Below are 22,712 nucleotides of genomic sequence, written 5' to 3'. Positions count from 1 at the left end.
GGCGTTCCGCACTTAGCGAACCGCCCATTCGCAGCCTTGCAGCGCGTGGCCTTCGGTGCGGCCGCCTCAGGGCACTTCACAAATTTGCCCTTCGCGTCGCGACATGGTGCAGCGATCGATGGCGTGGCGACGGCGATGAGCGAAAGAGCGGATGCGATAATGGCAAGCGAGCGCATTGGTCTTCTCCTGCCCGTGAGTCGGGCTGGCGGATGCTATTATCTATGCCAAGCGCGTGCCAGAGGATGGGCGTATCATGATGGCGTCATGGCAAGGACCGCCCATAATTGGACATTTCAGGCTGGCCTCTCGAGGGCAGCCAAAATAACGTCCTGCGGTGTTCATCAATCGAGCCTATGTCGAGCGGGAGAGTCTGTCAGATCGCGATCTGGAGCGGCTCCGCGCTAGTTTGGCCGACCAGGTGCAACGTTACGAGTACGCCATCCGCAACTACCCGCCAGACCGGATGGAAAAGCACGGGCGGCCGTTCCTCGACAAGCTCCGCGAAAAGGTCGCTCACGTTGATGCTCTGATTACCAGTCGGACGAATGTCCGCTGACGCCCACAACCGATCGTTCCGCTAACCTTCGCTCGCGGAACTACTCCACTAGCACGCTGACGGGCTTGCCACGTGAAAGCGGTTGCCAGCCGGCCTGAATGGCAGCGGTCACGGCGCGATTGAGCAGCGGCGCATCGATCTTCGGGCGCTGACGATAAGGTACGCTGTGACTCGCGGCCTTTGGCATCGGCCACTCAACCAGTGCCTCCCGCTGGCCATCGACGTGACGAACGGCAAGCACCATCCCACGCCAACCATCGGCAGTGCACCATTGCGGCTCGCGATGCAGGCGCCACGCGAAGTCCTCTCCGTCGACCGAGATCCTCCCGCTTTCCGTTCGCTTGGCATTACGCATAGGGCGGCACGCTACGCCGATCGAAGGCCGCTCTCCACCCAAACTAGCCATTCGCCACTTCCCAGACGTCGTCAGCTATGGCGGACGGCAGGCCCCGTTAATTCAACCTGATACAAGTGCGCTAACCGGACAGTGATCGGACAGATGCTTTTGCCCGGGCGCATAGGTCGTTTCGGCAAATCCACTCGCCTGTCCCGCCGCCCGACGATCAAAGACGATGTGATCGATGAATGAGCGATACCGGGGATCGCACCGTGGCGTCACACCTTCATCAGCCAGTCGCAGATCGGCGTTGGCGGGATTGCCATCGTCTAGTTCGGTCCAGACGGCATCGCCAGGTTCAGCAAGACGACGATTCCAGTCCCCCAAGACAACGAACCGATCAGGCCCGACGGCCGCTCGGTCAATCCAGTCCTCCAATACGGGCACCTGCTGTCGCAGGACGCCGCAGGCCTGAGCGCTGTCGCCTTGGAAGCAGCCGGACTTTAGATGGACCGCCAGCAACCGGACAGACTGGTGTCCTGGCGCCCTCACGCGAATATCGACCCCCGAACGCAATTGCGGGTTGCCGAGTTGTAGCGCCGTGACGTCCGGGTTGCGGTCGAAAGCGATACCCTTCCTGATCGCGAACCCGACGGCTTGACGGATAAATCGCTGCTCAGGGTGCTTGCCGCCACAACTGCCCGACGCGGCGCCGGGGCGCTTCTCCATCACGATGGTGTAGCGGTTCGGGTCGAACACGCGCGCCGCCGCCGCTTCGTTCTCCGCCTCTTGGAAAGCGATCACGTCAGCATCGAGCGTGTCCGCGATCTGACGCATGGCTGCATAATCAGCGTCGGTTCGCGGCTCGCATCCTGCGCCGTCCTTCTCTGCCAAGAACTCCAGGTTCCAGGACGCCACCTTGAGAGGGCGGGTTGCAGTCGCTTCGGTCGCGGCGTCTTGAGTAGGCGCATGAGGGGCAACGCACGATGCCAGACTGGTCAGCAGCGATGCGACGAGGACGGAGCGGAAGATCATGCCTGATGTGTGCCAAGGCATGCGCTAGCGCACAATGCCTTCAGAGCGGAGACCCGGAGGAATACCGCCTGCAAAGGCAGCGTTACTGGTACCGGCTCATATTCTCTACGCCAGCAGGCGCTAGGCGAGGAATACGGAATCGGCCGTCTCGTTCGCCATTGGGCTGAATTGCGGCCTTTCGATCTGTGAAGGCGGGCAGCACGGTTTTGTTATTGCCCGCCTATCGGCGGCAAATGCCAGCTGGATAGGCGTATTGACCTCTGATTACCTGTGCCCACTGATGCCGCAAAATATGTACGCCGGATTGAGATCCACCCACACCCTACGCAAGCTTCGCTTTAGAAAAAGGGAGCATTCCTGCGGGTTTATGGAAGCGGCTTTGCCGATCCCAAACGACTAGTTTTTGATCCCATCCGATCCCAATGGCTAAGTCGTTGGCACACATTGCAAAAATTGTAGTCGATCGGGATCACGCAGCCTGCAGCGTTTAAGATTCAAGCCGCTTGTTCTTCGTCGTCGAACCGGCCTAAGTTGCGTACGTCGCAGAGCCCACCAGCCTCCATGCTAGGAGTCTGGTACATGAAGAACCTTCGGGAGCCAGCTGGCGCCCTCACTACACGGCCCCCTCTCACCGTCACGGTGAAGGTCGCGCTTGCTATGATCGGCATCGGACGCACCCGCTTCTACGAGTTGGTCGCGGCCGGTCAGATCACCACCGTCAAGATCGGCCGACGACGGCTGGTGCACGTGGAGTCGCTGCAGCGCTTGGCAGCTGAGGGCTATGTCGTCGCACCGCCATACATCCGCCCAGAGCAGATAGACCTCGACCTTTGACCTGGCGTGAGAGACTATCAGACAAGGTCGTTTGACCGGCACTGTTCGCCATCAATCGGCTGTAGTCGGTATCAAATGTGGGAACAGCAGAGGGAGCGAGCCGCATCCACAAACATGAAAACTAAGCAAAAACAGGCACTTAAGTGACTGTTAGTGGTGCCCCTGGCCGGACTCGAACCAGCATGCCTTGCGGCGTTCGATTTTGAGTCGAATGCGTCTACCAATTTCGCCACAGGGGCAGCGAAGTGGCGCTGCTAGACGAGGGTGATGCCAGGCGCAAGCGCGATTGTGGTGCATCATGGACAATCCTGCGTGGCGATGCAGACGAAATAGACCAGCGTCGTCATCAGCATCAGCGCCGCGGCGACCAGATAGAGCGGGAGGATCAGCCACTTGGTGCTCGCGCGGAGCGGCAGCAACGCGATTCCCACGAGCCCCGGCACCGTCGACATGGCGGCGAGGCCATAGGCGAGCACGGGACTGCGCAGCCCCGATGCCACCGGATCCGACCACAGAATTGCCAGCCATGTCAGCGGCGGTCCCAGCAGGATGAGGATTGCGAGCCCCGCCGCCCTGGCGAGCTTCGATACCCGATCGGATTTTGCCATGACCGAATGCTCCGCGCTGCGACCGTAACGGTCAACTCACCGGCGGACGCTGGCGATAGCTGATCGCCTCGGCGAGATGAATCCGCCCTACCCGCTCCGCACCCGCCAGATCGGCGATCGTGCGTGCGACGCGCAGGATCCGCGTATAGCCCCGTGCTGTCAGGCGCATCCGCTCCGCCGCCTCGGCCAGGAGCGTGCGGCCCGTCTCGTCCGGCGTCGCCCAATGCTCCAGCAGCGTGCCGTCGGCTTCCGCATTGGTCCGTACGGTCACCGGTGCATCGCGATACCGCTCGGTCTGTCGCGACCGCGCCGCCGCGACCCGCTGGGCGACGATGGCGGAGGATTCGGCGTCGGCGCGGGCGAGCAGATCGACCGCGCGCACCGGCTGCACCTCGACCGACAGATCGATCCGATCAAGCAGCGGCCCCGAAATCTTCGCCTGATAATCCGCCGCGCAGCGCGGCGCCCGCGCGCAGGCGAGCGCGGCGTCGCCCAGATGCCCGCAACGGCATGGGTTCATTGCGGCGACCAACTGGAAGCGCGCGGGAAAGGTCACATGGGCGTTGGCGCGCGCGATGCTCACCGTTCCGGTTTCGATCGGCTGGCGAAGCGAATCGAGGACGGCGCGTTGGAATTCCGGCAGTTCGTCAAGAAAGAGGACGCCGAGATGCGCGAGGCTGACTTCCCCCGGCTTCGCCTTCAACCCGCCACCGGTCAGTGCCGCCATCGACGCGGAGTGATGCGGCGCGCGGAAGGGACGTGTCCGGGTCAGCCGACCACCGGTAAGCGTGCCCGCCACCGACTGGATCATCGACACCTCCAACGCCTCGACCGCGTCGAGCGGCGGCAGGATACCGGGCAGGCATGCCGCCATCAGCGACTTGCCCGACCCCGGCGGCCCGCTCATCAGCAGATTGTGCCCGCCCGCCGCCGCGATCTCGAGCGCACGCCGGGCATTTTCCTGCCCCTTCACCTGCGACAGGTCGGGGCCGGTCGCGGCCTGTTCGACCACACCGCCCTCGGGCGTGGGCAGGACGGAATGACCCTTCAGGTGGTTGATCAGCGACAACAGATCGGGCGCGGCGATGACCGATCCGCCGCCCGCCCATTGCGCCTCCGCCCCCTGCGCGGCGGGACAGATCAGCCCCTTGTCGAGCGAACCCGCATGGAGCGCCGCCAGCAGGACGCCGGGTGACGGCCCGATCCGCCCGTCCAGCGCCAGTTCGCCGACGACGACGTGATCGGCCAGCAACTCGGCATCGATCACCCCCATCGCCGCCAGCAGCGCCAGCGCGATGGGCAGATCGAAATGCGATCCTTCCTTGGGCAGGTCGGCGGGCGACAGATTGACCGCGATCCGCTTGGGCGGCAGCGCGAGGCCCATCGCGGCGATCGCGGCGCGAACGCGTTCGCGACTCTCCCCCACCGCCTTGTCGGCCAGCCCCACCAGATTGAACGCGGGCAGCCCCGCGATCAACTGCACCTGTACCTCGACGGCACGCGCCTCGAGCCCCAGATAGGCCACGGTGGACACGATGGTCGCCATGTGCTTTCCCCCTTCGCACGGGCTCCCCCCTGCCCGCCCGCCCTTCCTGCAAAGGATGGCGACGGATCGCAAGGGGGCGGCCATGGCGACGCCCGGACCGGATTGACTTGGACCGACGCTTTGTGTAAGCGGCTTGCCACCAAGGCCGTCCTCGTGGCGGCCGTTTTTATTCAGACGTATCCAAGGAATGAACGATGAAGCGGACCTTTCAGCCGAGCAATCTGGTGCGCGCTCGCCGTCACGGCTTCCGTGCGCGGATGGCGACGCCCGGCGGCCGTGCGGTGATCCGGGCGCGTCGCGCGCGCGGTCGCAAGAAGCTGTCGGCGTAATCACGACGCTGACCCGCCGCCGCGATTTCCTCGCGGCCAATGGCGGGCGACGCGTGGCGATGCCCGGCTTCGTGCTGCAGGTACGCCCGCGTGACGATGGTGAGGCCACGATTCGCGTCGGCTTCACCGTCACCAAGAAGATCGGCAACGCGGTCGTTCGCAACCGGATGAAACGCCGGTTGCGGGCGCTCGCGCGCGAGCTTTTGCCGGTCAAGGGCATAGCCGGTGCGGATCACGTGCTGATCGGACGGCAAGGCGGGATCGAGCGCGATTATGCCGCGCTCACCGCCGAGCTCTCCAAAGCGCTGACCCGTGCGGCCTCTCCCGAAACCGCCAGCGATCAGCGACCACGCGAACCGCGTGCGCATCACGGTCGTGGCAAGGGGCGTGGCCCGCGCGGCGGGGCGCATCGCCAGCCCGCCTCCCCTGCCCAGGATCCCGCCTGACCATGTTCGCGCGGGTCCTGATTCTCATCGCGCGGGGCTGGCAACTCGGCCCCTCGCTCATTTTACCGCCCAGCTGTCGCTATCAACCTTCCTGTTCGGCCTATGCAATAGAGGCCATTGGCCGCTATGGCGCGGTCAAAGGGGGCTGGTTGGCGCTCAAGCGCATTGCGCGGTGCCATCCCTGGGGCGGGCACGGACCCGACCCGGTGCCCTGACGTACTAGGCGTCACAACTGGGGTTTCGACGTGAACGAAGACCGCAAGAATTTCGTCGTGTTCGCGGTGATCGCGGCGCTGATCCTGTTCGGATGGCCGCTCATCCAGAGCAAGTTCTTCCCGAGCAATCCGCCCGCGACCAAGATCGTGGATGGCAAGCAGGTGCCGGTGGCCAACAGTTCGGCCAATCCGACGGCATCGACGCCGACCGCCATTCGCGACCGGCGCGTCGTGCTCGCGGAATCGCCGCGCGTCGCGATCGAGACGCCGCGTCTGAAGGGTTCGATCAACCTGAAGGGCGCACGGATCGATGACCTCGTCCTGCTCGACTATAAGGAGACGGTGGCCAAGGATTCGCCGCCGATCCGTCTGTTGTCGCCCGCGGGGGCGCAAGGCGCGTATTTCGCCGGGTTCGGCTGGCGCACCGACGGGCTGAACCCGCCCGCCGCCGACACGGTCTGGACCGCCAGCGCGCCCGTGCTGCGCCCCGGCCAGCCGGTCACGCTGACCGCCGCCAACGCCACCGGCCAGCGGTTCCAGATCACGCTGTCGGTCGACAAGGACTATATGTTCACCGTCCAGCAGACGGTGGCCAATGGCGGCGGCGCGGCGGTGCCGGTCGCGGCCTATGGCTATGTCAATCGCGGCATCTCGGCCGATCCCGACACTTGGACGATCCATGTCGGCCCGATGTCGGTCAACAACGGCTCGGCCAATTACGGTCCGAACTGGAAGGATCTGGACAAGGCGCCGACGCGCTTCGCGACGACCGGCGGCTGGCTGGGCTTCACCGACAAATACTGGCTGGCGACGCTGATCCCCGATCAGGGCAAGGCGTTCGACGGCCAGTTCCGCGCGGGCGCGGGCCAGACCTATCAGGCCGACTATACGCTCCAGCCGCAGACGCTGGCGCCGGGCAAGCAGATCACCCAGACCACGCGCTTCTTCGCGGGTGCCAAGGAAGTCGCGCTGCTCGACCGCTACACCGACAAGGAAGGCGCGACGAAGCTCGATTACGCGCTCGACTGGGGCTACCTGCGCGTCCTCGAGAAGCCGATCTTCTATTATCTCGACTGGCTGTTCCGCCTGGTCGGCAATTTCGGCGTCGCGATCATCCTGCTGACCGTCACCATCCGGGCGCTGATGTTCCCGATCGCGCAGCGCCAGTTCGCCTCGATGGCCGCGATGCGCGCGGTGCAGCCCAAGATGAAGGCGCTGCAGGAACGCTACAAGGACGACAAGGTCCGGATGCAGCAGGAGGTCATGGCCCTCTACAAGCAGGAGAAGGTCAATCCGCTGGCGGGCTGTCTGCCCACGCTGATCCAGATCCCGATCTTCTATGCGCTCTACAAGGTGCTGATGCTGACGATCGAAATGCGGCATCAGCCCTTCGTCGCCTGGATCAAGGATCTGTCCGCGCCCGACCCGCTGACCCCGGTCAACCTGTTCGGCCTGCTGCCCTTCGTCCCGCCGCACTTCATCGCGATCGGCGTGGTGCCGATCCTGCTGGGCATCTCGATGTACTTCCAGTTCAAGATGAACCCGCAGCCGATGGACGATGCGCAGAAGCAGGTCTTCGCGATCCTGCCCTGGGTGCTGATGTTCGTGATGGCGCCGTTCGCGGTCGGCCTGCAGGTCTACTGGATCACGACCAACTGCATCTCGATCCTGCAGCAGCGTCTGCTCTACGCCCGCCATCCGGGCCTCAAGCAGCCGGTGGCCAAGTGAGCGAACTGCCCCCCGTCTCCTCCGAGGATCCGACCGGGTTCTCGGAGGAACTGGTCGAATCGGCGCGCAAGCTCTTCGCCGGGCCGGTTACCTTCCTGAAGTCCGCGCCAGCGCTGAAATTCCTGCCCGATCCGATCGTCCCGGAAGTCGCGGTGGCGGGGCGATCGAATGTCGGCAAGTCGTCGCTGCTCAACGCGATGACCAACCGCAACAGCCTCGCCCGCACGTCCAATACGCCGGGACGGACGCAGGAGCTGAACTTCTTCGACGTGGGCACGCCCCCCGTGCTGCGCCTCGTCGACATGCCGGGCTATGGCTTCGCCAAGGCGCCCAAGGACATGGTCAAGCAGTGGCGCTTCCTGGTGAACGACTTCCTGCGCGGGCGGCAGGCGCTGAAGCGCGCGCTGGTCCTCATCGACTCGCGTCACGGCATCAAGGAAGTCGATCGCGAAATCCTCGAGATGCTGGACCGTGCGGCGGTCAGCTATCGCATCGTCCTGACCAAGGCGGACAAGGTGAAGGCGACCGAGCTCGCCGCCGTCGTGGAGCGCACCCAGGCCGAAGCCCGCAAGCGCGCCGCCGCGCATCCCGAGATCCTGGCCACCTCCAGCGAGGGCGGCATGGGCATTGCCGAGCTGCGTGCCGCGGTGCTGGAAGCCATCGGCTGATCGGAGACCGTTGCGTGGGATCATGAAGGCCCGTCCGGATTGCCGGGCGGGCCTTTGCTTTGCACGGTTGCCGGGACGGGGCATGGCCGCTACCCCTTGTGCCCATGAAGCTGATCATCGGTAACAAGGCCTATTCCTCCTGGTCGCTGCGCGGCTGGCTCGCCTGTCGTCAATCGGGCCTTTCCTTCGAGGAGGTGGTCGTGCCGCTGTACGACGAGGATTGGGACCGGCGGCGCGAGGGCGCGGAGTTCGCCCCGTCGTCCGGCAAGGTGCCGATCCTGTGGGACGGTGAGGCGGTCGTCTGGGACAGCCTGGCGATCATCGACTATCTGGCGGACAAGGTCGGCCGCGATCGCTTCTGGCCCGAGGACGACGCCGCGCGCGCGATGGCACGCTCGATGGCGGCGGAGATGCATTCCAGCTTCGTCGCGCTGCGTCGCAAGCACAGCATGAACATCCGACAGATCTATCCCACGCAGACGCCCGACGAGGATGTCGTGGTCGATCTGAAGCGGATCATGGAATTATGGGCGCAGGCCAGGGCGCGGTTCGGCGGCGACGGGGATTTCCTGTTCGGCGCCTTCGGTGCGGCGGACATCATGTTCGCGCCCGTCGTCACCCGCATGGTCACCTATCAGCTTCCCGTCGCGCGCTTCGCGGTGCCCTATATGGACGCGGTGCTCCGCCACCCCTTCATGCAGGACTGGATCGCCGCCGCGCAGGAAGAGGAATGGGTGATCGAACGGTTCGAACAGCCGGTCGAATAGAAGGCCACGCCCCTACCCTTACCGCGCCGAGGGCTGGACCTCGTTCAACGGCGCGCGCTGTTCGGATGCCGGTTCGGCGACGCGCGACGTGAAGACGTAGAGCAGCACGCCCGCGATCGCGACCGCGATCACCAGCCAGAGCGCCAGTCGCTTGCCGGCCTTGTGCCCATTGGGATCGGGATCGTTCATCGCATCGCTCCTGTCGTTCGGGAGCAGGAACGATGTCGGGCCGCCTGGGGTCCGTAACCGCGATCAATCACATGATTGCCGTCCCCGCGCGCGCTGCCTATGCCGCTGGCCATGACCGACGTGCTGCAACTCGCCCAGTCCCTGATCCGCGCCGACAGCGTCACGCCCGCACACGGCCCCGTCTTTGACGTGCTGGAGGCCGCGCTGGCCCCTCTGGGCTTCACCGTCGATCGCTTCACCGTTGGCGAGGCGCCTGATGGCCCGGTCGAGAATCTGCTCGCGACGCGTGCCGGATCGGGTCGCCATCTGGCCTTTGCGGGCCATGTCGACGTCGTCCCCGCCGGAGAAGGCTGGCAGGGATCGCCCTTTTCCGGCGAGGTGCGCGACGGGCTGCTGTTCGGACGCGGCGCGGTCGACATGAAAGGCGCCGTCGCGGCGTTCGTGGCGGCCTTGCCCCCCGGTCCCGGCATTCCCCTGTCGCTGATCGTCACCGGCGACGAGGAAGGCCCGGCGATATACGGCACGCAGGCGCTGATCGACCGGATGGCGGCGCGCGGCATAGCACCCGACCTGTGCCTCGTCGGCGAGCCCACCTCCGCGCATCGGCTCGGCGACATGATCAAGATCGGACGGCGCGGCTCGGTCAATATCTGGATCACCGTGCCGGGGCGGCAGGGCCATGTCGCCTATCCCCATCTTGCCGACAATCCGATCACCCCGTTGATCGCGATCCTCGCGGAGATCGAGGCGGTGACGCTCGACACCGGCAACGCCTGGTTCCAGCCATCCAATATCGAGATCACCGACCTGCATGTCGGCAATCCTGCGCACAATGTCATCCCCGGCTCGGCGCAGGCGCGGCTGTCGATCCGTTTCAACGATGAGCAGAACGGCGCGGCACTGATCCAGCGGATCACCGGCATCGCCCGGTCCCATGCCCCCGCCGCGCAAGTGAACGGCCGCATCTCGGGCGAAGCGTTCCTGACGCAGCCGGGCCCCTTCTCGACGATGATCGCGGATGCGATCCGCGCCGAAACCGGGATCGAGCCCGAGCTTTCGACGACCGGCGGGACGTCGGACGCGCGGTTCCTGTCGAAGCTGTGCCCGACGGTCGAGTTCGGCCTGCTCAACGCCACGATGCACAAGGTCGACGAGGCGGTGGCGGTCGAAGACCTTTATGCGCTGACCCGCATCTATGCCGGGATCATCGCTCGCGCGGGCGCCTGAACACGATGTAGAGCGCGCCCTGCCCGCCATGGCGCGGATGGGCGTTGCGGATCGCGGCGATCGAATCGGCATGGCGGGACGCGCCCAGCCAGTCGCCGATCGCCGCGCGGATCGCGCCGCGTGCGTGGGGACGCTCGCTCTCGGGGCGCGGCGGCTTGCCGGTGACGAGCAGCAGCACCCGGTCGCCCCGCGAGATCGCCCGCGCCAGCCCCTGGTCGAGCATAGCATGTGCGGACGACAGCGTATGGCCATGCAGGTCGAGCGAACTGTCGGGCATGACGCTTCCCCGCGACAGTCTCTTGTCCCAGCCGCCATCGAGCGTCTCGCCCGGTCCCTTCCGGGAAGCGAGGGTCGGTGACGGCGGCTGGCGCAACGGCGGCACCCTGCCCTTCACGCGGACCTTGGGTGCGCCGGGCGTGTCCTGAAACACCGCCTCCATGGTCGGCGGGGGCGGACCGGGACGTGCGGGCACGATGGCGGCGCGCAGCGGGCGGACCGTCTCCATCACCCGCGCCCAGAGTTGCGCCTCGTCAGAATTGAGGGGGCGCACCGAGCGTCCCGTTCTGGCTGGCCACCCCGGCGCGGGCCAGCGTGCCGACCGGCAACAGCAGGAAGGCGGTGCCGCGCGCCGACATGCCGCCCGCGACGCTGCGCGCCGTCTCGCCCGCACCCCAGAAGGTGTCGAAGCGGTTGGAGCCCTTGATCGCCCCGCCGGTATCCTGGACGACCCACAGCCCGGTCACGTCCTGCCGATCCATCGACAGGAAGACGGGCGCGCCCAGCGGCGCGAATTTGGGATCGGCCGCCGCGCTGACCTGCCCCGTCACGGGATAGCCCATCGCCCCTTGCGGTGCGCCGTTCAGTTCGCGGAAGAACACGAAGCTCTTGTTTTCGCGCATGATCGCGCGGCCTTCCTCGGGATGGTCGTGCAGCCATTGCACGATCCCCTGCATCGAGGTCTGGCCCGGCCCCAGCAGCCCGCGCGACTTCATCAGCGCGCCGATGCCGGTATAGTCGCGGCCATTCTGGCTGTCATAGCCGATCCGCATCACCCCGCCGTCAGGCAGCCTCAGCCGCCCCGAGCCCTGGATCTGCAGGAAGAACACCTCGACCGGATCCGCGCCCCAGGCGATGACCGGCGCGCGCCCCTCCAAGGAGCCCTGCTCGATCGCGGTACGGTCGTCATAGGGGACGAGGTTGCTGCCCTGGACCTTGCCCCGGACCTTCTTGCCCTTGAGATCGGAATTGAACGCGCCGAGGTCGACATCGATCAGGTCGCGCGGGCGGGCATAGATCGGCACCTCATAGCCCGAGCGGCGATCGCGTGACCCCGATATCTCGGGTTCGTAATAGCCCGTCGCCAGCGAACGTCCGTCGCCGACCTGCACCGCCTCGAAATAACGCGCGAAGAAATCGCGGGCCCCGCCCCTGGGCACGCTGGCGGCGGCCTGGCAGGCCGGTTGCCAGTCGGCGCCCTGGGTAAGGCCACTACCGTCCGTCCGCCGCATCAGACCCGGACAGGACAGCAGGAACGCCGCGCGCGCCGCCTCCGCCTGAGGCTCGGTCATCGGCAGCGACGCGACCGCCGGACCGGCGATCAGCCCGGCCTGCGCCGCGTTGACCGCGCCCGGTACGGCGACCACCGTTGCGGCGGGAAGCGGCGTCGATGGCTGAATACGAACCGGGCCGGGTGGCACACGCGACACGCTGGGCCCGTTCGGTTGTACGGCGGTGCCTTCGGCGCGCGGACGCGGGCGTGGCTCGGACCGCGATGCGGATGCCTCGCCACCGCGCGACGGATATACCCCCGACGCGCCGGGTGGAACGATCCGGCCCGCACAGGCCGACACACTGAGCGAAAGCGCGGCGATCGCCGCGATGCGAAACCCCTTCAAGGCCCCCTGTCCCCCCTTGGCGCGTCAGGCTTCGTCGGTATCGACGAGCTTCCAGTTCGGATCGCCGCTCTTGAGCGTCCGCGCGAAGGTCCAGACATCATGCGTCTCGACCGCGTCGCTGAGCGAACCGGCGATCACCTGACCGTCCGCATCACGGGTGACGGCGGCGATATCGGCATCGAAGCGTACCGTGATCCGGGCCTCGCGCCCCTCGACCTGCGCATCGACGATCTTGGCGCTGTCGACGCGGATCAGCCGGTTGTCGAGCGTTTCGCCGGATTCGCGACGCTGCTCGATCGCCTCGGAGAAGGCCGCCAGCACGTCCGACGCGACGAGATCGGCAAGCGCGTCCTCGTCGCCCTTCCAAAAGGCCTCCAGCGTCATCCGATAGGCCGCCTGCGCGCCACCCAGGAACTGGGTCACGTCGAAGCCCGGCTCACCCGAGATGACCGAGCGCAGGCCCTGTTCGGCACGCGGATCGATGTTGCGGTTCAGGACCGGTGTCGTTCCCTGCACGGGTTCGGCGGCGCGCGGCAGCGTCACCGGCAGCGGCCGGTCATCGGCACTGCGCGCCAGTGGCTGCTGTTCATGGCCGGTACGCTTGCCCAGGACGCTGTAGAGCCGCAGCGCGAGGAAGAGCGCGACCATCGCGAGAAGAACGACGTAGAATAACAACACAAGCGCCTTTCACTATCCGGACCGATATAGGCGTGCGGGCCGACAATGAAAACCCGCGCTCCCGACGGAAGAGGGCAAGGTTGAATCCATGCCTGCCCGCTGCTACGCGCAACGGCCATTGGGCCGAACGCGCGAACCCGCCCTTTCGGTTCCCTGAGGGTCTATACGCGATCACGATCCCGTCGTGATCGCGTATAGACCCTAATCCCCTTGATCTAACGCAAGAAGGTATCGACGATGGACGAACAGGGTTTGCCGCAGGGCTTCGAAGCGCCGATCGCGGACGGTGAGGACGGCGGTCCCGCCGCCGGTCTGATCTCGCAATACGTCAAGGACCTGTCGTTCGAGAACCCGAACGCGCCCGCCATCTATCAGACCCAGGCGGCGCCCGGCATCGACGTGCAGTTCAACATCGCCTCCAGCCAGGTGGGCGAGGAAGTCCACGAGCTGGTCCTGAAGATCGAAGTGCGCGCGGAGTCCGAGGGCAAGACCGCGTTCATCGTCGACCTCAGCTATGCGGGCCTGTTCGGCTTCCGCAACGTGCCGGTCGACCAGATCCAGCCCTTCATGCTGGGCGAGGCACCGCGCCTGCTCTTCCCTTTCGCGCGCCGCGTGCTCGCCGACGCGGTGCGTGACGGCGGCTTCCCGCCGCTGATGCTGGAGCCGATCGACTTCGCACAGCTCTACCTCCAGCAGGCCGAGGCGCAGGCTGGCACCGCCCAGCCCAATACCCCGGAAACCGGCCACGCCTGATCCGACCTGAACGATGAACCTGACCAAGGCGCTGGGCTCGGTCGGCGGGCTGACTCTGGCGAGCCGCGTGCTTGGTCTGGTTCGCGACTCGCTGTTCTTCCGCTACGTGGGCGCGAACTTCGCCTCCGACGCGTTCCAGATCGCGTTTCGCCTGCCCAACATGTTCCGCGCCCTCTTCGCGGAGGGCGCCTTTTCCGCCGCCTTCATCCCGATGTTCAACCGCAAGGTGGCGGAGGGCGACAAGTTGGCGGAGAGTGGCGCGGCGGAGGGCTCGGGGCTGGCCCTCGGCCTCGCCTTTGCCGAACACGCCCTGTCGGTCCTGCTGCCCGTGCTGATCGTCATGACCGCGATCGTCGAGCTTGCGGCCTGGCCCGTCACCTGGGTCCAGACCTTCGGCTATGGCAAGGGCACGGCCGCACAGTTCGACTATATCGTCCTGCTCAACCGGCTGACCTTCCCCTATCTGCTGTTCATCAGTCTGGTGTCGCTCCTGGGTGGCATCCTCAATTCGCTTCATCGCTTCTGGGTGAATGCGGCGGCGCCGATCCTGCTCAATCTGACGCTGATCGTCGCGGTGGTGTTCTTCCATACGCATGATCCGATGACGACCGCGCGCAATCAGGCGGTCGCCGTGTCGGTGGCCGGCCTGCTCCAGTTCGTCTGGCTGTGGTGGGCGTGCCGCCGTGCGGGCGTGCGGCTGAAGCTGCGCTGGCCCGTCATCAACGACGATGTGAAGCGGCTGATGAAGCTGATCCTGCCCGCCGCCGCCGGGGCGGGCGCGGTGCAGATCAACCTGGTCATCTCGACCGCGCTGGCCGCGCGCTTCCTGCCCGCCGGGTCGGTCTCCTATATCTATGCCGCCGATCGGCTGAACCAGTTGCCGCTCGGGCTGATCGGCATCGGGCTGGGCACCGTTCTCCTCCCGACCGTGTCGCGCCTGCTGGGCGCGGGGCGTGAGGCGGAGGCGATGGAGACGCAGAACCGGGGCATGGAGCTGGCGCTGCTGCTCACCCTGCCCGCGACCGTCGCCCTGATCGTCTGCGGCCAGCCGATCACCGCCGCGCTGTTCGAACATGGCAAGTTCACCGCGCTCAACAGCTATTACACCGCACAGGCGCTGGCGGCCTTCTCTATCGGCCTGCCCAGCTATATCCTCGTCAAGGTATTGACCCCCGGCTATTATGCGCGCGCCGACACGCGCACGCCGGTCCGCTTCGCCACCTGGTCGATGCTGATCAACCTGGTGCTGAACCTGATCTTCATCTGGTGGCTGGGGCATATGGGCCCGCCGCTGGCCACCGCCATCGCGTCGACGGTCAATGTCGTGCTGCTCTATCGCACGCTGGCCCGGCGGGGACATTTCGTCGCGGATGCGCAACTGCGTCGGCGAAGCTGGCGGATGCTGCTCGCCGCCCTGCTGATGGGCGTCGCGATGGCGCTGCTCAACGCGCGGTTCCAGCCCTATGTCACCGGCACCAATGTCGAGCGCTGGGGCGCGCTCATCGCGCTGGTCGTGACGGGGATGCTCGTCTATGCGCTGGCGACGTTCGCGACCGGGGCATTCCGGCTCGCGGACATCAGGCGGCTCGCTCGCCGCAACTCTTGAGGACCATCATGCGCGTCGTTTCCGGCATCAAGCCCACGGGCAATCTCCACCTCGGCAATTATCTGGGCGCCGTGAAGCAGTGGGTGGCGATGCAGGACGACATCCAGGCGCAGGGTGGCGAGACGATGTATTTCATCGCCGACCTGCACGGCCTGACCGAATGGATCGCGCCCGCCGACATGGCGGCCAACACCATCGAGATGACCGCGACGCTGATCGCGGCCGGGATCGATCCCGAACGCTCGATCCTGTTCAACCAGACCCGCGTGCCGCAGCATAGCGAGCTGAGCTGGCTGCTGAACAATGTCGCGCGCGTCGGCTGGCTGAACCGCATGACCCAGTTCAAGGACAAGGCGGGCAAGAACCGGGAGGGCGCGAGCGTCGGTCTGTACGACTATCCCGTGCTGATGGCCGCCGACGTGCTGCTCTACAACGCCACGCACGTGCCGGTCGGCGAGGACCAGAAGCAGCATCTGGAGCTGGCGCGCGACATCGCGACCAAGTTCAACAACGATTATGAGCGTGAGGTCTTCACCCTCCCCGCGCCGTTGATCAGCGCAGCGGCGCCGCGGATCATGTCGCTTCGCGACGGCTCGGCGAAGATGTCCAAATCGAACCCGTCGGAGATGTCGCTGGTCAAGCTGATCGACAGCGACGACATGATCGCCGAGAAGTTCCGCAAGGCCAAGACCGATCCGGACGTCCTGCCCGAGACGATGGACGGGCTGGAGGGGCGGCCCGAGGCGCGCAACCTGATCACCATCTATGCCGCCATGGCGGACCGCGCCCCCGCCGATGTGCTGACCCAATTCGCGGGCCAGGGGTTCGGTGCGTTCAAGCCCGCGCTGGCCGATCTCGCGGTCGCGACGCTTGGTCCGATCCGCGAAAGGCTGACCCGGCTGCTCGACGATCGTGGCGAAGTGGGCCGCATCCTGGAACGCGGGGCGGAGAAGGCACGCGATCTGGCCGCGCCGATGCTGCTCGACGTGCAGCGGACCATGGGCCTGCAAGTCTGATGCTCTCCGGCCCCGTCACCCGCATCATGGTGATGGGGCCGCCCGGCAGCGGCAAGTCGACGCTCGCGCGGCAGTTGGGCGAGCGGTTGGGCCTGCCCGTCCATCACGCCGACGCGCTGTTCCATGGCCCAGGCTGGGTCGCGCGGCCGCGCGACGATTTCATCGCCGACATGACCGCGCTCGCCGCCGGGGCGGACTGGGTGATCGACGGCAATTATTCCAGCGCGCACTATGGGTCTGCCATCACCGACAGGCTCGCGCGGGCTGACAGGATCATCCTGCTCGACCTGCCACGCCGCGTGACCATTCCCCGCATCCTGCGACGCGTCGCGCGCTATCGGGGGCAGCAGCGGCCGGATAGTGCCGCGGGATGCGCGGAGCGGCTGGACTGGCCGTTCCTGGCCTATTGCTGGAACTGGCGGCGCGCGGTGCGACCGGGGATATTGCGGGCACTTGAGTCGGTCGAGGATCGGGTGATCCGCTATGACAGGCCACCGACGCCGGAGCGGGTGCTGGCGGATCTGGGGTAAGCGGGTTCCCTCGGCCTTCGACTTCGCTCAGGCGGAACGGCGCTTCGGGGTTCGGGACCAACACCCGTTCAGGCCGAGCGAAGTCGAAGCCCACGCCCCGACCCCGCCGACCAGCCTCAGCCCTCCAGTTCCTTCATCAGCACCCGCACCGCATTGTCGATATCGCGGTCGGTATCGCGCAGTTCCTCGATCTTGCGCACCGCATAGATCACCGTCGAATGATCCCGCCCACCGAATTTCCGCCCGATCTCGGGCAGCGAGCGGGTGGTCAGTCGCTTGGCGAGATACATGGCGATCTGACGCGGACGTGCGATGGCGCGGGCGCGACGGGCGGACACCAGATCGAGCGGCTTCAGCTCGAAATGGCGGCTGACCAGCTTCTGGATCTCGTCGATCGTAATCCGCCGCTGCGCGCCACGCAGCACCTCGCCGAGCGTGGCCACCGCGAATTCCAGATCGATCTTGTCGCCGGTCAGTTGCGCATAGGCGACGACGCGGTTCAGCGCGCCCTCCAGCTCGCGGATATTGCCGCGAATCCGTGAGGCGAGCAGATCGAGCACATCGGTCGGCACCTCGATCTCGGGCAGATCGGCGACCTTGCGATTGAGGATCGTGCGGCGAAGCGTCAGATCGGGTGCCTTGATGTCGGCGACCAGGCCAGCGCCCAGCCGACCGATGATCCGCGGCTCCACCCCGTCGAGCGACTGGGGCGAACGATCCGCCGAGATGACCAGCCGCTTGCCCGCACCGACCAGCTCGTTGACCGTGTGGAAGAATTCCTCCTGAGTCGAATCCTTGCCCGCGATGAACTGCAGATCGTCGATGAGCAGCAGATCGGCCGAGCGCAGCCGCGACTTGAACGAGAAGGTATCGCGCGCGCGCATCGCCGCGACGAAGTCGAACATGAACCGCTCCGCCGACATGCACAGCACGATCGCATCGGGATGCGTCTCGAGAAAGGCATGGGCGATGGCGTGCATCAGGTGGGTCTTGCCCTGCCCGGTGCCGCCGTGAAGGAATAGCGGGCTGAACCGCGGCGGGCCCGGCTCGGCCAGCGACAGCGCGGCGTTGAACGCAACCCGGTTCGACGAATCGACGACGAAGCGGTCAAAGGTCAGGCGCGGGTCGAGCGGCGGCCGATCGCTGGGTACGCGAAGCGCGGGTGCCGGCGCCGGAGCGGCAGGCTTCGCCACGCTGCGTGCCGCCGGACGTGCGGCAGGGGTAGGGGCAAGCGCAGGCGCTTCGACCGCGACCGGCACGGGGCGCGGCCGCGTTACCGGCTCACCGAACAGCGAGGGCTGGTCGTCATCCGCGACCGGCTGCGCGGGGGCGCGGGGCTCGTCGGTGCGCGCGACGACGCGCAGCGGCGCGGCCTCCGGCGTCTCGGTGGTCAGCCGCGCGACCTTGCTGGGCGCGCGGGTCTCGATGACCACCGAGCGAACCTCGGGCAGGACCGCCTTGAATTCGAGGTGAAGGCGATCGGCATAATGGCTCCGCACCCAATTGGTCGCGAAGGCCGATGGCAGCGCCAGGCGAACCGTGTCGGGCTCGTCACCCTCGATCAGTTCCATCGGCTTCAGCCATTGGTCGAACAGGCGGGCACCGGCCGATTCGCGCAGGTTCGCGCGGACGCGCGCCCAGGCACGAGCCTGGTCCGTCGTCGGTCGCGTTGCCTGCCAATTCGTCACCCGCGCACTCCACCTATGCCGCCCGCGAAAATGCAGACGGACCCCCGTTCCAACCGGCGACACGATCCCGATGGGCGAATCAAACGGATTCGGCCCGGTCCTGTCGCTTTGCTATTTCCATGACGCGAGCACGAAGCACCGCTGCTGGGATACCGATTATGAGCCATGGCGGGGTCCGATCAAGACCATGTCCGGCCATAAATCTGAAATAAACCGGATTGACAGGCAAAAGCCCGCAGAAACCCGTCCAATTATCTAATAACGCCTTGTTATTGCTGGCCTTTACCAGAACGGGGCGAACGCTCGCGAAGTCCCGAATCACTCGAATCGCGGATTAAGCTGGGCTTCCGCGAAACGGGAGAAGGTTCCCCCGGATCGAGTCCGATCACGTCGTCGACGGCTGTACGACGCGCACGAAAAAACCCGCCGGGGACCGCCCCCGGCGGGTTGATTTCGTCGCGGAAACCGGAAGGCTTTTAGGCCAGCGCGGCAATGCGCTTGGTCAGGCGCGAAAACTTGCGCGAGACCGTGTTCTTGTGCAGCACGCCCTTGGCGACGCCGCGCGCCATTTCCGGCTGCGCCGCGGCCAGAGCCACCGTCGCGGTTTCCTTGTCGCCAGCGGCCAGCGCGGCCTCGACCTTCTTGACGAAGGTGCGGATGCGGCTGACGCGGTTACCGTTGATGACGGCGCGACGCTCGTTGCGACGGATACGCTTTTTGGCCTGCGGCGTGTTCGCCATGAAAACCTCTAAATCTCGATCAAAAGGGATAGCGGCGCGACGCACCAGCTTTGAAGCCGGGGCCCTTACCGGTTGGCGCGCCGTCCGTCAACTGCGCTGGCAGGTCGCACACCAGAAAGTGGAGCGCCCCGAATCGGTTCTGCGCCGCACGATCGCCCCACATTCGCACGCATCGCCCTCCCGGCCATAGACGCGCCATTCCTTGGAGAAATAGCCCAGCTCGCCATCGGGTCGCACATAATCGCGCAGCGACGAACCGCCCGCCAGGATGGCCGCCTCCAGCACGGTACGGATCGCCTCGACCAGTCGGGCGAGTCGCGTCTTCGAAATCTGTCCACCCGCGCGCCCCGGCGTGATCCGCGCCATGTGCAGCGCTTCGCACACATAGATGTTGCCCAGACCCGCCACGATCCGCTGGTCGAGCAGCATCGCCTTGATCGGCGCGGCCCGCCCGTCCAGCGCCGCCGCCAGATAGTCGGCGGTGAAGTCCGGCCCCAATGGCTCGGGCCCCATCGCGAGGAAGGGCGGATAGCTGGCCAGCTCCGCGGTCGGCCAGAGATCGACGAATCCGAATCGCCGGGGATCGTTGAGCGCGAGCCGCCGCCCCGCCCCGGTCTCCAGCAGCAGATGGTCGTGCGTCTGCGGCTCGCCGGGATCGATCCGCCAGCGCCCCGACATGCCGAGGTGGAAGATCATGGTATCGCCGCGATCGCTGTCGATCAGGCCGTATTTCGCCCGGCGTCCGAGCGCGACGACGGTCGCCCCCGTCATCCGCTGGCGCAGGTCGGCCGGAAAGGGATGGCGCAGATCGGGACGACGCGGCTCGACCAGCGTCAGCCGCTCGCGCGCGAGCACCGGGGTCAGGCCACGGACCGTCGTTTCGACCTCGGGAAGTTCGGGCATCGTCTCTCTGACTGGGTTTCCTTGGGTCAACAGCTAGGTAGCGTTTGCCCCGCCAGCAAGGCCGGGCTAGGGCATCGTGCATGAGCGATACCGTGTCCTTCGGCTATGAAGATGTGCCCCGCGACGAAAAGGCCGCCCGCGTCGGCGGCGTCTTCACCAACGTCGCCGCCAAATACGACCTGATGAACGATGCCATGTCGGGCGGTATGCACCGCCTCTGGAAGGATCGCTTCGTGCGCCGGGTAAAGCCGCGCAGCTCCGACCAGATCCTCGACATGGCGGGCGGCACCGGCGACATCGCCTTCCGCCTGGCCGAATCGGGCGCCAGCATCACCGTCGCCGACATCAACCCGGCGATGCTGGAAGTCGGCATGAAGCGCGCGGCGGAGCGTGGGCTCGACGGCCTCGTCTGGACCGAGGCCAATGCCGAGGTGCTGACCTTCCCCGACAAATTCTTCGACGCCTATACCATCGCGTTCGGCATCCGGAACGTCACCGACATTCCGGCGGCGCTGAGGGAAGCGCACCGCGTGCTACGGCGCGGCGGTCGGTTCTTCTGCCTGGAATTCTCGACCACCGTGTGGCCGGGCTTTTCGGAGGTGTACGACGCCTATTCGCACAAGCTGGTGCCCAAGCTGGGCCAGTTGCTGGCGGGCGATGCCGACAGCTATCGCTATCTGATCGAGTCGATCCGTCGCTTCCCCGACATGCCGACCTTCGAGGCGATGATCCGCGAGGCGGGCTTCGTCGAGACCAAGGTCGAGCCGATCATGGGTGGCCTCGTCGCCATCCATTCGGGCTGGAAGATTTGATGCAGGCGGGCCCGGGCGGATTCGCCCTGTGAGTTTGGTGCTGTGACGCAGCCGGTGGTGCATCTCTGGCGTCTGCTCAAATGGGGGCGGACGTTGGCGCGGCATGGCGCGCTCCGGGGGATCGAGCGCGATCCCAACACGCCAGCGCCCGTCCGGCGGCTGGCGCGCGTCGCCCGTTTCGGGACGCGCCAGCCCGCCAAGCCCGCTTATGCCGATGCGTTCCAGGCGATCGGCCCGGCGGCGATCAAGCTGGGCCAGACGCTGGCCACGCGCCCCGACCTGGTCGGCGACGACGCCGCGCACGATCTGTTGCGGCTCCAGGACCAGCTTCCCCCCGTCCCCTTCGCGACGATCTGCGCCGCGATGGAGGCGAGCATGGGCCGTCCGCCGTCGCACTTCTTCGCCTCGATCGAGGAGGAGCCGGTCGGCGCCGCCTCGATCGCGCAGGTTCACCGCGCAGTGACGACCGACGGCCGGACGGTCGCGGTCAAGGTGCTGCGCCCCGGCGTCGAGGACGACTTCGCCCGCGCCATCGATACCTATCAATGGGCCGCCGCGCAGGTCGAGGGGATGAGCCCCGAGGCGGCACGGCTCCGGCCGCGCCTGACGGTGGAGAATTTCCGCCGCTGGACGCTGCGCGAACTGAACTTCCGGCGTGAGGCGGCCTCGGCCTCCGAACTGGCCGAGGCGATGACCGCCGAGCCCGATTTCATGGTGCCGCAGATCGACTGGCAGCGCTCCACCGCCAAGGTGCTGACGGTCGAGTGGATCGACGGCATCAAGCTGTCCAACCGGCAGGCGCTGGTCGAGGCGGGGTACGACCTGCCGCATCTCGCGCAAACGCTGGTCCGCGCCTTCCTGCGTCAGGCGATCGCGGAGGGTTTCTTCCACGCCGACATGCATCAGGGCAATCTCTTCGCGCTGCCCGGCAACAAGATCGCCGCGATCGACTTCGGCATCATGGGGCGGATCGACCGGCGCGCGCGGGTGTGGCTGGCGGAGATCCTCTATGGCCTGATCACCGGCAACTACAAGCGCGTCGCGGAGATCCATTTCGAGGCGGGCTATGTGCCTCCGCACCACAATGTCGCCGAGTTCGCGACCGCCCTTCGCGCGGTCGGCGAGCCGATGCGCGGCCTGCCGGTCAAGGACATGTCGATCGGCATGATGCTGGACGGCCTGTTCTCCATCACCCGCGACTTCGACATGGTGACGCAGCCCCACCTGCTGCTGCTCCAGAAGACGATGGTGATGGTCGAGGGCGTGGCGACCAGCCTCGACCCCAATATCAACCTGTGGGACTCGGCCGCACCCTTCGTGCGCGAGTGGATTCGCACCGAACTGGGCCCGGAGGCCAAGATAGCCGACCGCCTGATCGAGGATGTGCAGACGCTGGCCCGCCTGCCCGAACTGGTCCGCCGGATCGAGGCACGCTACCCCGCGCCCGGCGGCGAGCCGCCCGCGCCGCCGCTCAAGCAGATCGAGGTCGTCCGAATCGGCGGGGGCTGGCGTTACGCGCTGTTGTCGATGCTGTCGGCGGCAGCGGGCGTCGCCGCGACGCTGGCCGTGCTTCGGTAGAGATGCAGGGCAGCGAGCCCCCTGCCCC

The 22,712-nt window shown here is 66.5% G+C and carries 26 protein-coding genes and 1 tRNA gene; 15 read left to right on the top strand and 12 right to left on the bottom strand.

Going from position 1 to position 22,712, the window contains the following annotated elements:
- Positions 1 to 334: 334 nt before the first annotated feature.
- Complete coding sequence (locus LRP66_RS16030; RefSeq protein ID WP_230483602.1) at positions 335 to 556, top strand: hypothetical protein; 222 nt, start codon at positions 335 to 337, stop codon at positions 554 to 556.
- 40 nt (positions 557 to 596) lie between these two features.
- Here the strand turns inward: LRP66_RS16030 and LRP66_RS16025 are convergent, their stop codons facing one another.
- Together LRP66_RS16025 and LRP66_RS16020 are read right to left on the bottom strand one after the other, a co-directional pair.
- Positions 597 to 911 (bottom strand): hypothetical protein, encoded by a 315-nt coding sequence (locus LRP66_RS16025; RefSeq protein ID WP_076716960.1) that lies wholly within the window; start codon positions 909 to 911, stop codon positions 597 to 599.
- Between the two features lie 102 nt (positions 912 to 1,013).
- Positions 1,014 to 1,928 carry an endonuclease/exonuclease/phosphatase family protein gene (locus LRP66_RS16020; RefSeq protein ID WP_230483601.1) on the bottom strand — a complete coding sequence of 305 codons (915 nt, stop codon included), beginning with the start codon at positions 1,926 to 1,928 and terminating at the stop codon, positions 1,014 to 1,016.
- A gap of 579 nt (positions 1,929 to 2,507) precedes the next feature.
- Here LRP66_RS16020 and LRP66_RS16015 point away from each other — a divergent pair.
- Entirely contained in the window at positions 2,508 to 2,762 is a 255-nt protein-coding gene (locus LRP66_RS16015) for a helix-turn-helix domain-containing protein (protein ID WP_230483600.1), read from the top strand.
- 154 nt (positions 2,763 to 2,916) lie between these two features.
- Here the strand turns inward: LRP66_RS16015 and LRP66_RS16010 are convergent.
- From LRP66_RS16010 to LRP66_RS16000, 3 genes are all read right to left on the bottom strand, one after another.
- A tRNA-Leu gene (locus LRP66_RS16010) sits at positions 2,917 to 3,001 on the bottom strand.
- 57 nt (positions 3,002 to 3,058) lie between these two features.
- Complete coding sequence (locus LRP66_RS16005) at positions 3,059 to 3,370, bottom strand: hypothetical protein (RefSeq protein ID WP_230483599.1); 312 nt, start codon at positions 3,368 to 3,370, stop codon at positions 3,059 to 3,061.
- Between the two features lie 31 nt (positions 3,371 to 3,401).
- Entirely contained in the window at positions 3,402 to 4,916 is a 1,515-nt protein-coding gene (locus tag LRP66_RS16000; RefSeq protein WP_230483598.1) for a YifB family Mg chelatase-like AAA ATPase, read from the bottom strand.
- A 194-nt stretch (positions 4,917 to 5,110) separates the two neighbouring features.
- Between LRP66_RS16000 and rpmH the strand changes: the two genes are divergently transcribed.
- The 6 genes from rpmH to LRP66_RS15970 all read left to right on the top strand — a co-directional run bounded on the left by rpmH (position 5,111) and on the right by LRP66_RS15970 (position 9,069).
- Entirely contained in the window at positions 5,111 to 5,245 is a 135-nt protein-coding gene (rpmH, locus tag LRP66_RS15995) for a 50S ribosomal protein L34 (protein ID WP_007404632.1), read from the top strand.
- A 59-nt stretch (positions 5,246 to 5,304) separates the two neighbouring features.
- Positions 5,305 to 5,691 carry a ribonuclease P protein component gene (rnpA, locus tag LRP66_RS15990; RefSeq protein ID WP_443026709.1) on the top strand — a complete coding sequence of 129 codons (387 nt, stop codon included), beginning with the start codon at positions 5,305 to 5,307 and terminating at the stop codon, positions 5,689 to 5,691.
- A 2-nt stretch (positions 5,692 to 5,693) separates the two neighbouring features.
- Positions 5,694 to 5,906 carry a membrane protein insertion efficiency factor YidD gene (gene yidD, locus LRP66_RS15985; protein ID WP_230483597.1) on the top strand — a complete coding sequence of 71 codons (213 nt, stop codon included), beginning with the start codon at positions 5,694 to 5,696 and terminating at the stop codon, positions 5,904 to 5,906.
- A gap of 30 nt (positions 5,907 to 5,936) precedes the next feature.
- Positions 5,937 to 7,634: a membrane protein insertase YidC gene (gene yidC / locus LRP66_RS15980; protein WP_230483596.1), complete on the top strand. Its 1,698-nt coding sequence runs from the start codon at positions 5,937 to 5,939 to the stop codon at positions 7,632 to 7,634.
- Positions 7,631 to 8,302: a ribosome biogenesis GTP-binding protein YihA/YsxC gene (gene yihA / locus LRP66_RS15975; RefSeq protein ID WP_230483595.1), complete on the top strand. Its 672-nt coding sequence runs from the start codon at positions 7,631 to 7,633 to the stop codon at positions 8,300 to 8,302. The genes yidC and yihA overlap by 4 nt, the downstream gene beginning before the upstream one ends.
- A 104-nt stretch (positions 8,303 to 8,406) precedes the next feature.
- Positions 8,407 to 9,069: a glutathione S-transferase family protein gene (locus LRP66_RS15970; RefSeq protein ID WP_230483594.1), complete on the top strand. Its 663-nt coding sequence runs from the start codon at positions 8,407 to 8,409 to the stop codon at positions 9,067 to 9,069.
- An 18-nt stretch (positions 9,070 to 9,087) separates the two neighbouring features.
- Here LRP66_RS15970 and LRP66_RS15965 read toward each other — a convergent pair whose 3' ends face one another.
- Positions 9,088 to 9,258 (bottom strand): hypothetical protein, encoded by a 171-nt coding sequence (locus tag LRP66_RS15965; protein WP_230483593.1) that lies wholly within the window; start codon positions 9,256 to 9,258, stop codon positions 9,088 to 9,090.
- A 111-nt stretch (positions 9,259 to 9,369) separates the two neighbouring features.
- Between LRP66_RS15965 and dapE the strand changes: the two genes are divergently transcribed.
- The gene (dapE, locus tag LRP66_RS15960; RefSeq protein ID WP_230483592.1) at positions 9,370 to 10,485 is read left to right on the top strand and encodes a succinyl-diaminopimelate desuccinylase; all 1,116 of its coding nucleotides are present in this window, start codon (positions 9,370 to 9,372) and stop codon (positions 10,483 to 10,485) included.
- On the opposite strand, the gene LRP66_RS15955 is transcribed toward dapE, so the two are convergent.
- The 3 genes from LRP66_RS15955 to LRP66_RS15945 are packed head-to-tail and all read right to left on the bottom strand — an operon-like array spanning position 10,463 to position 13,028.
- Positions 10,463 to 10,990, bottom strand: coding sequence for a Smr/MutS family protein (locus LRP66_RS15955; protein WP_230483613.1), 528 nt, complete (start codon positions 10,988 to 10,990; stop codon positions 10,463 to 10,465). The genes dapE and LRP66_RS15955 overlap by 23 nt on opposite strands.
- Before the next feature lie 25 nt (positions 10,991 to 11,015).
- The gene (locus LRP66_RS15950) at positions 11,016 to 12,380 is read right to left on the bottom strand and encodes a murein transglycosylase A (protein WP_230483591.1); all 1,365 of its coding nucleotides are present in this window, start codon (positions 12,378 to 12,380) and stop codon (positions 11,016 to 11,018) included.
- A gap of 24 nt (positions 12,381 to 12,404) precedes the next feature.
- Positions 12,405 to 13,028, bottom strand: coding sequence for a Tim44/TimA family putative adaptor protein (locus LRP66_RS15945; protein WP_230483612.1), 624 nt, complete (start codon positions 13,026 to 13,028; stop codon positions 12,405 to 12,407).
- Between the two features lie 267 nt (positions 13,029 to 13,295).
- Between LRP66_RS15945 and secB the strand changes: the two genes are divergently transcribed.
- The 4 genes from secB to LRP66_RS15925 are packed head-to-tail and all read left to right on the top strand — an operon-like array spanning position 13,296 to position 16,963.
- Positions 13,296 to 13,811: a protein-export chaperone SecB gene (gene secB / locus LRP66_RS15940; RefSeq protein WP_230483590.1), complete on the top strand. Its 516-nt coding sequence runs from the start codon at positions 13,296 to 13,298 to the stop codon at positions 13,809 to 13,811.
- A gap of 13 nt (positions 13,812 to 13,824) precedes the next feature.
- Positions 13,825 to 15,417, top strand: a complete 1,593-nt coding sequence (gene murJ / locus LRP66_RS15935) for a murein biosynthesis integral membrane protein MurJ (RefSeq protein WP_230483589.1) — start codon at positions 13,825 to 13,827, stop codon at positions 15,415 to 15,417.
- Between the two features lie 8 nt (positions 15,418 to 15,425).
- Positions 15,426 to 16,433, top strand: coding sequence for a tryptophan--tRNA ligase (gene trpS, locus LRP66_RS15930; protein WP_230483588.1), 1,008 nt, complete (start codon positions 15,426 to 15,428; stop codon positions 16,431 to 16,433).
- The gene (locus tag LRP66_RS15925; protein ID WP_230483587.1) at positions 16,433 to 16,963 is read left to right on the top strand and encodes a topology modulation protein; all 531 of its coding nucleotides are present in this window, start codon (positions 16,433 to 16,435) and stop codon (positions 16,961 to 16,963) included. Before trpS ends, LRP66_RS15925 begins: the two co-directional genes overlap by 1 nt.
- A 116-nt stretch (positions 16,964 to 17,079) precedes the next feature.
- On the opposite strand, the gene dnaA is transcribed toward LRP66_RS15925, so the two are convergent.
- The 3 genes from dnaA to mutM form a co-directional block, all read right to left on the bottom strand.
- Entirely contained in the window at positions 17,080 to 18,651 is a 1,572-nt protein-coding gene (dnaA, locus tag LRP66_RS15920) for a chromosomal replication initiator protein DnaA (protein ID WP_230483586.1), read from the bottom strand.
- Positions 18,652 to 19,127: 476 nt separating this feature from the next.
- Positions 19,128 to 19,391, bottom strand: a complete 264-nt coding sequence (gene rpsT, locus LRP66_RS15915) for a 30S ribosomal protein S20 (protein WP_042490304.1) — start codon at positions 19,389 to 19,391, stop codon at positions 19,128 to 19,130.
- A gap of 87 nt (positions 19,392 to 19,478) precedes the next feature.
- Positions 19,479 to 20,294: a bifunctional DNA-formamidopyrimidine glycosylase/DNA-(apurinic or apyrimidinic site) lyase gene (gene mutM / locus LRP66_RS15910; protein ID WP_230483585.1), complete on the bottom strand. Its 816-nt coding sequence runs from the start codon at positions 20,292 to 20,294 to the stop codon at positions 19,479 to 19,481.
- Positions 20,295 to 20,374: 80 nt separating this feature from the next.
- Between mutM and LRP66_RS15905 the strand changes: the two genes are divergently transcribed.
- A complete protein-coding gene (locus tag LRP66_RS15905) occupies positions 20,375 to 21,106 on the top strand; it encodes a class I SAM-dependent methyltransferase (protein WP_230483584.1) in 732 nt (243 codons plus the stop codon).
- Between the two features lie 42 nt (positions 21,107 to 21,148).
- Positions 21,149 to 22,684 (top strand): 2-polyprenylphenol 6-hydroxylase, encoded by a 1,536-nt coding sequence (ubiB, locus tag LRP66_RS15900; protein ID WP_230483583.1) that lies wholly within the window; start codon positions 21,149 to 21,151, stop codon positions 22,682 to 22,684.
- Positions 22,685 to 22,712: the final 28 nt, after the last annotated feature.

Source organism: Sphingomonas sp. Leaf21 (genome assembly GCF_916858675.1).
GTDB lineage: Bacteria > Pseudomonadota > Alphaproteobacteria > Sphingomonadales > Sphingomonadaceae > Sphingomonas.
This window is presented reverse-complemented; position numbering and strand designations above follow the sequence as displayed.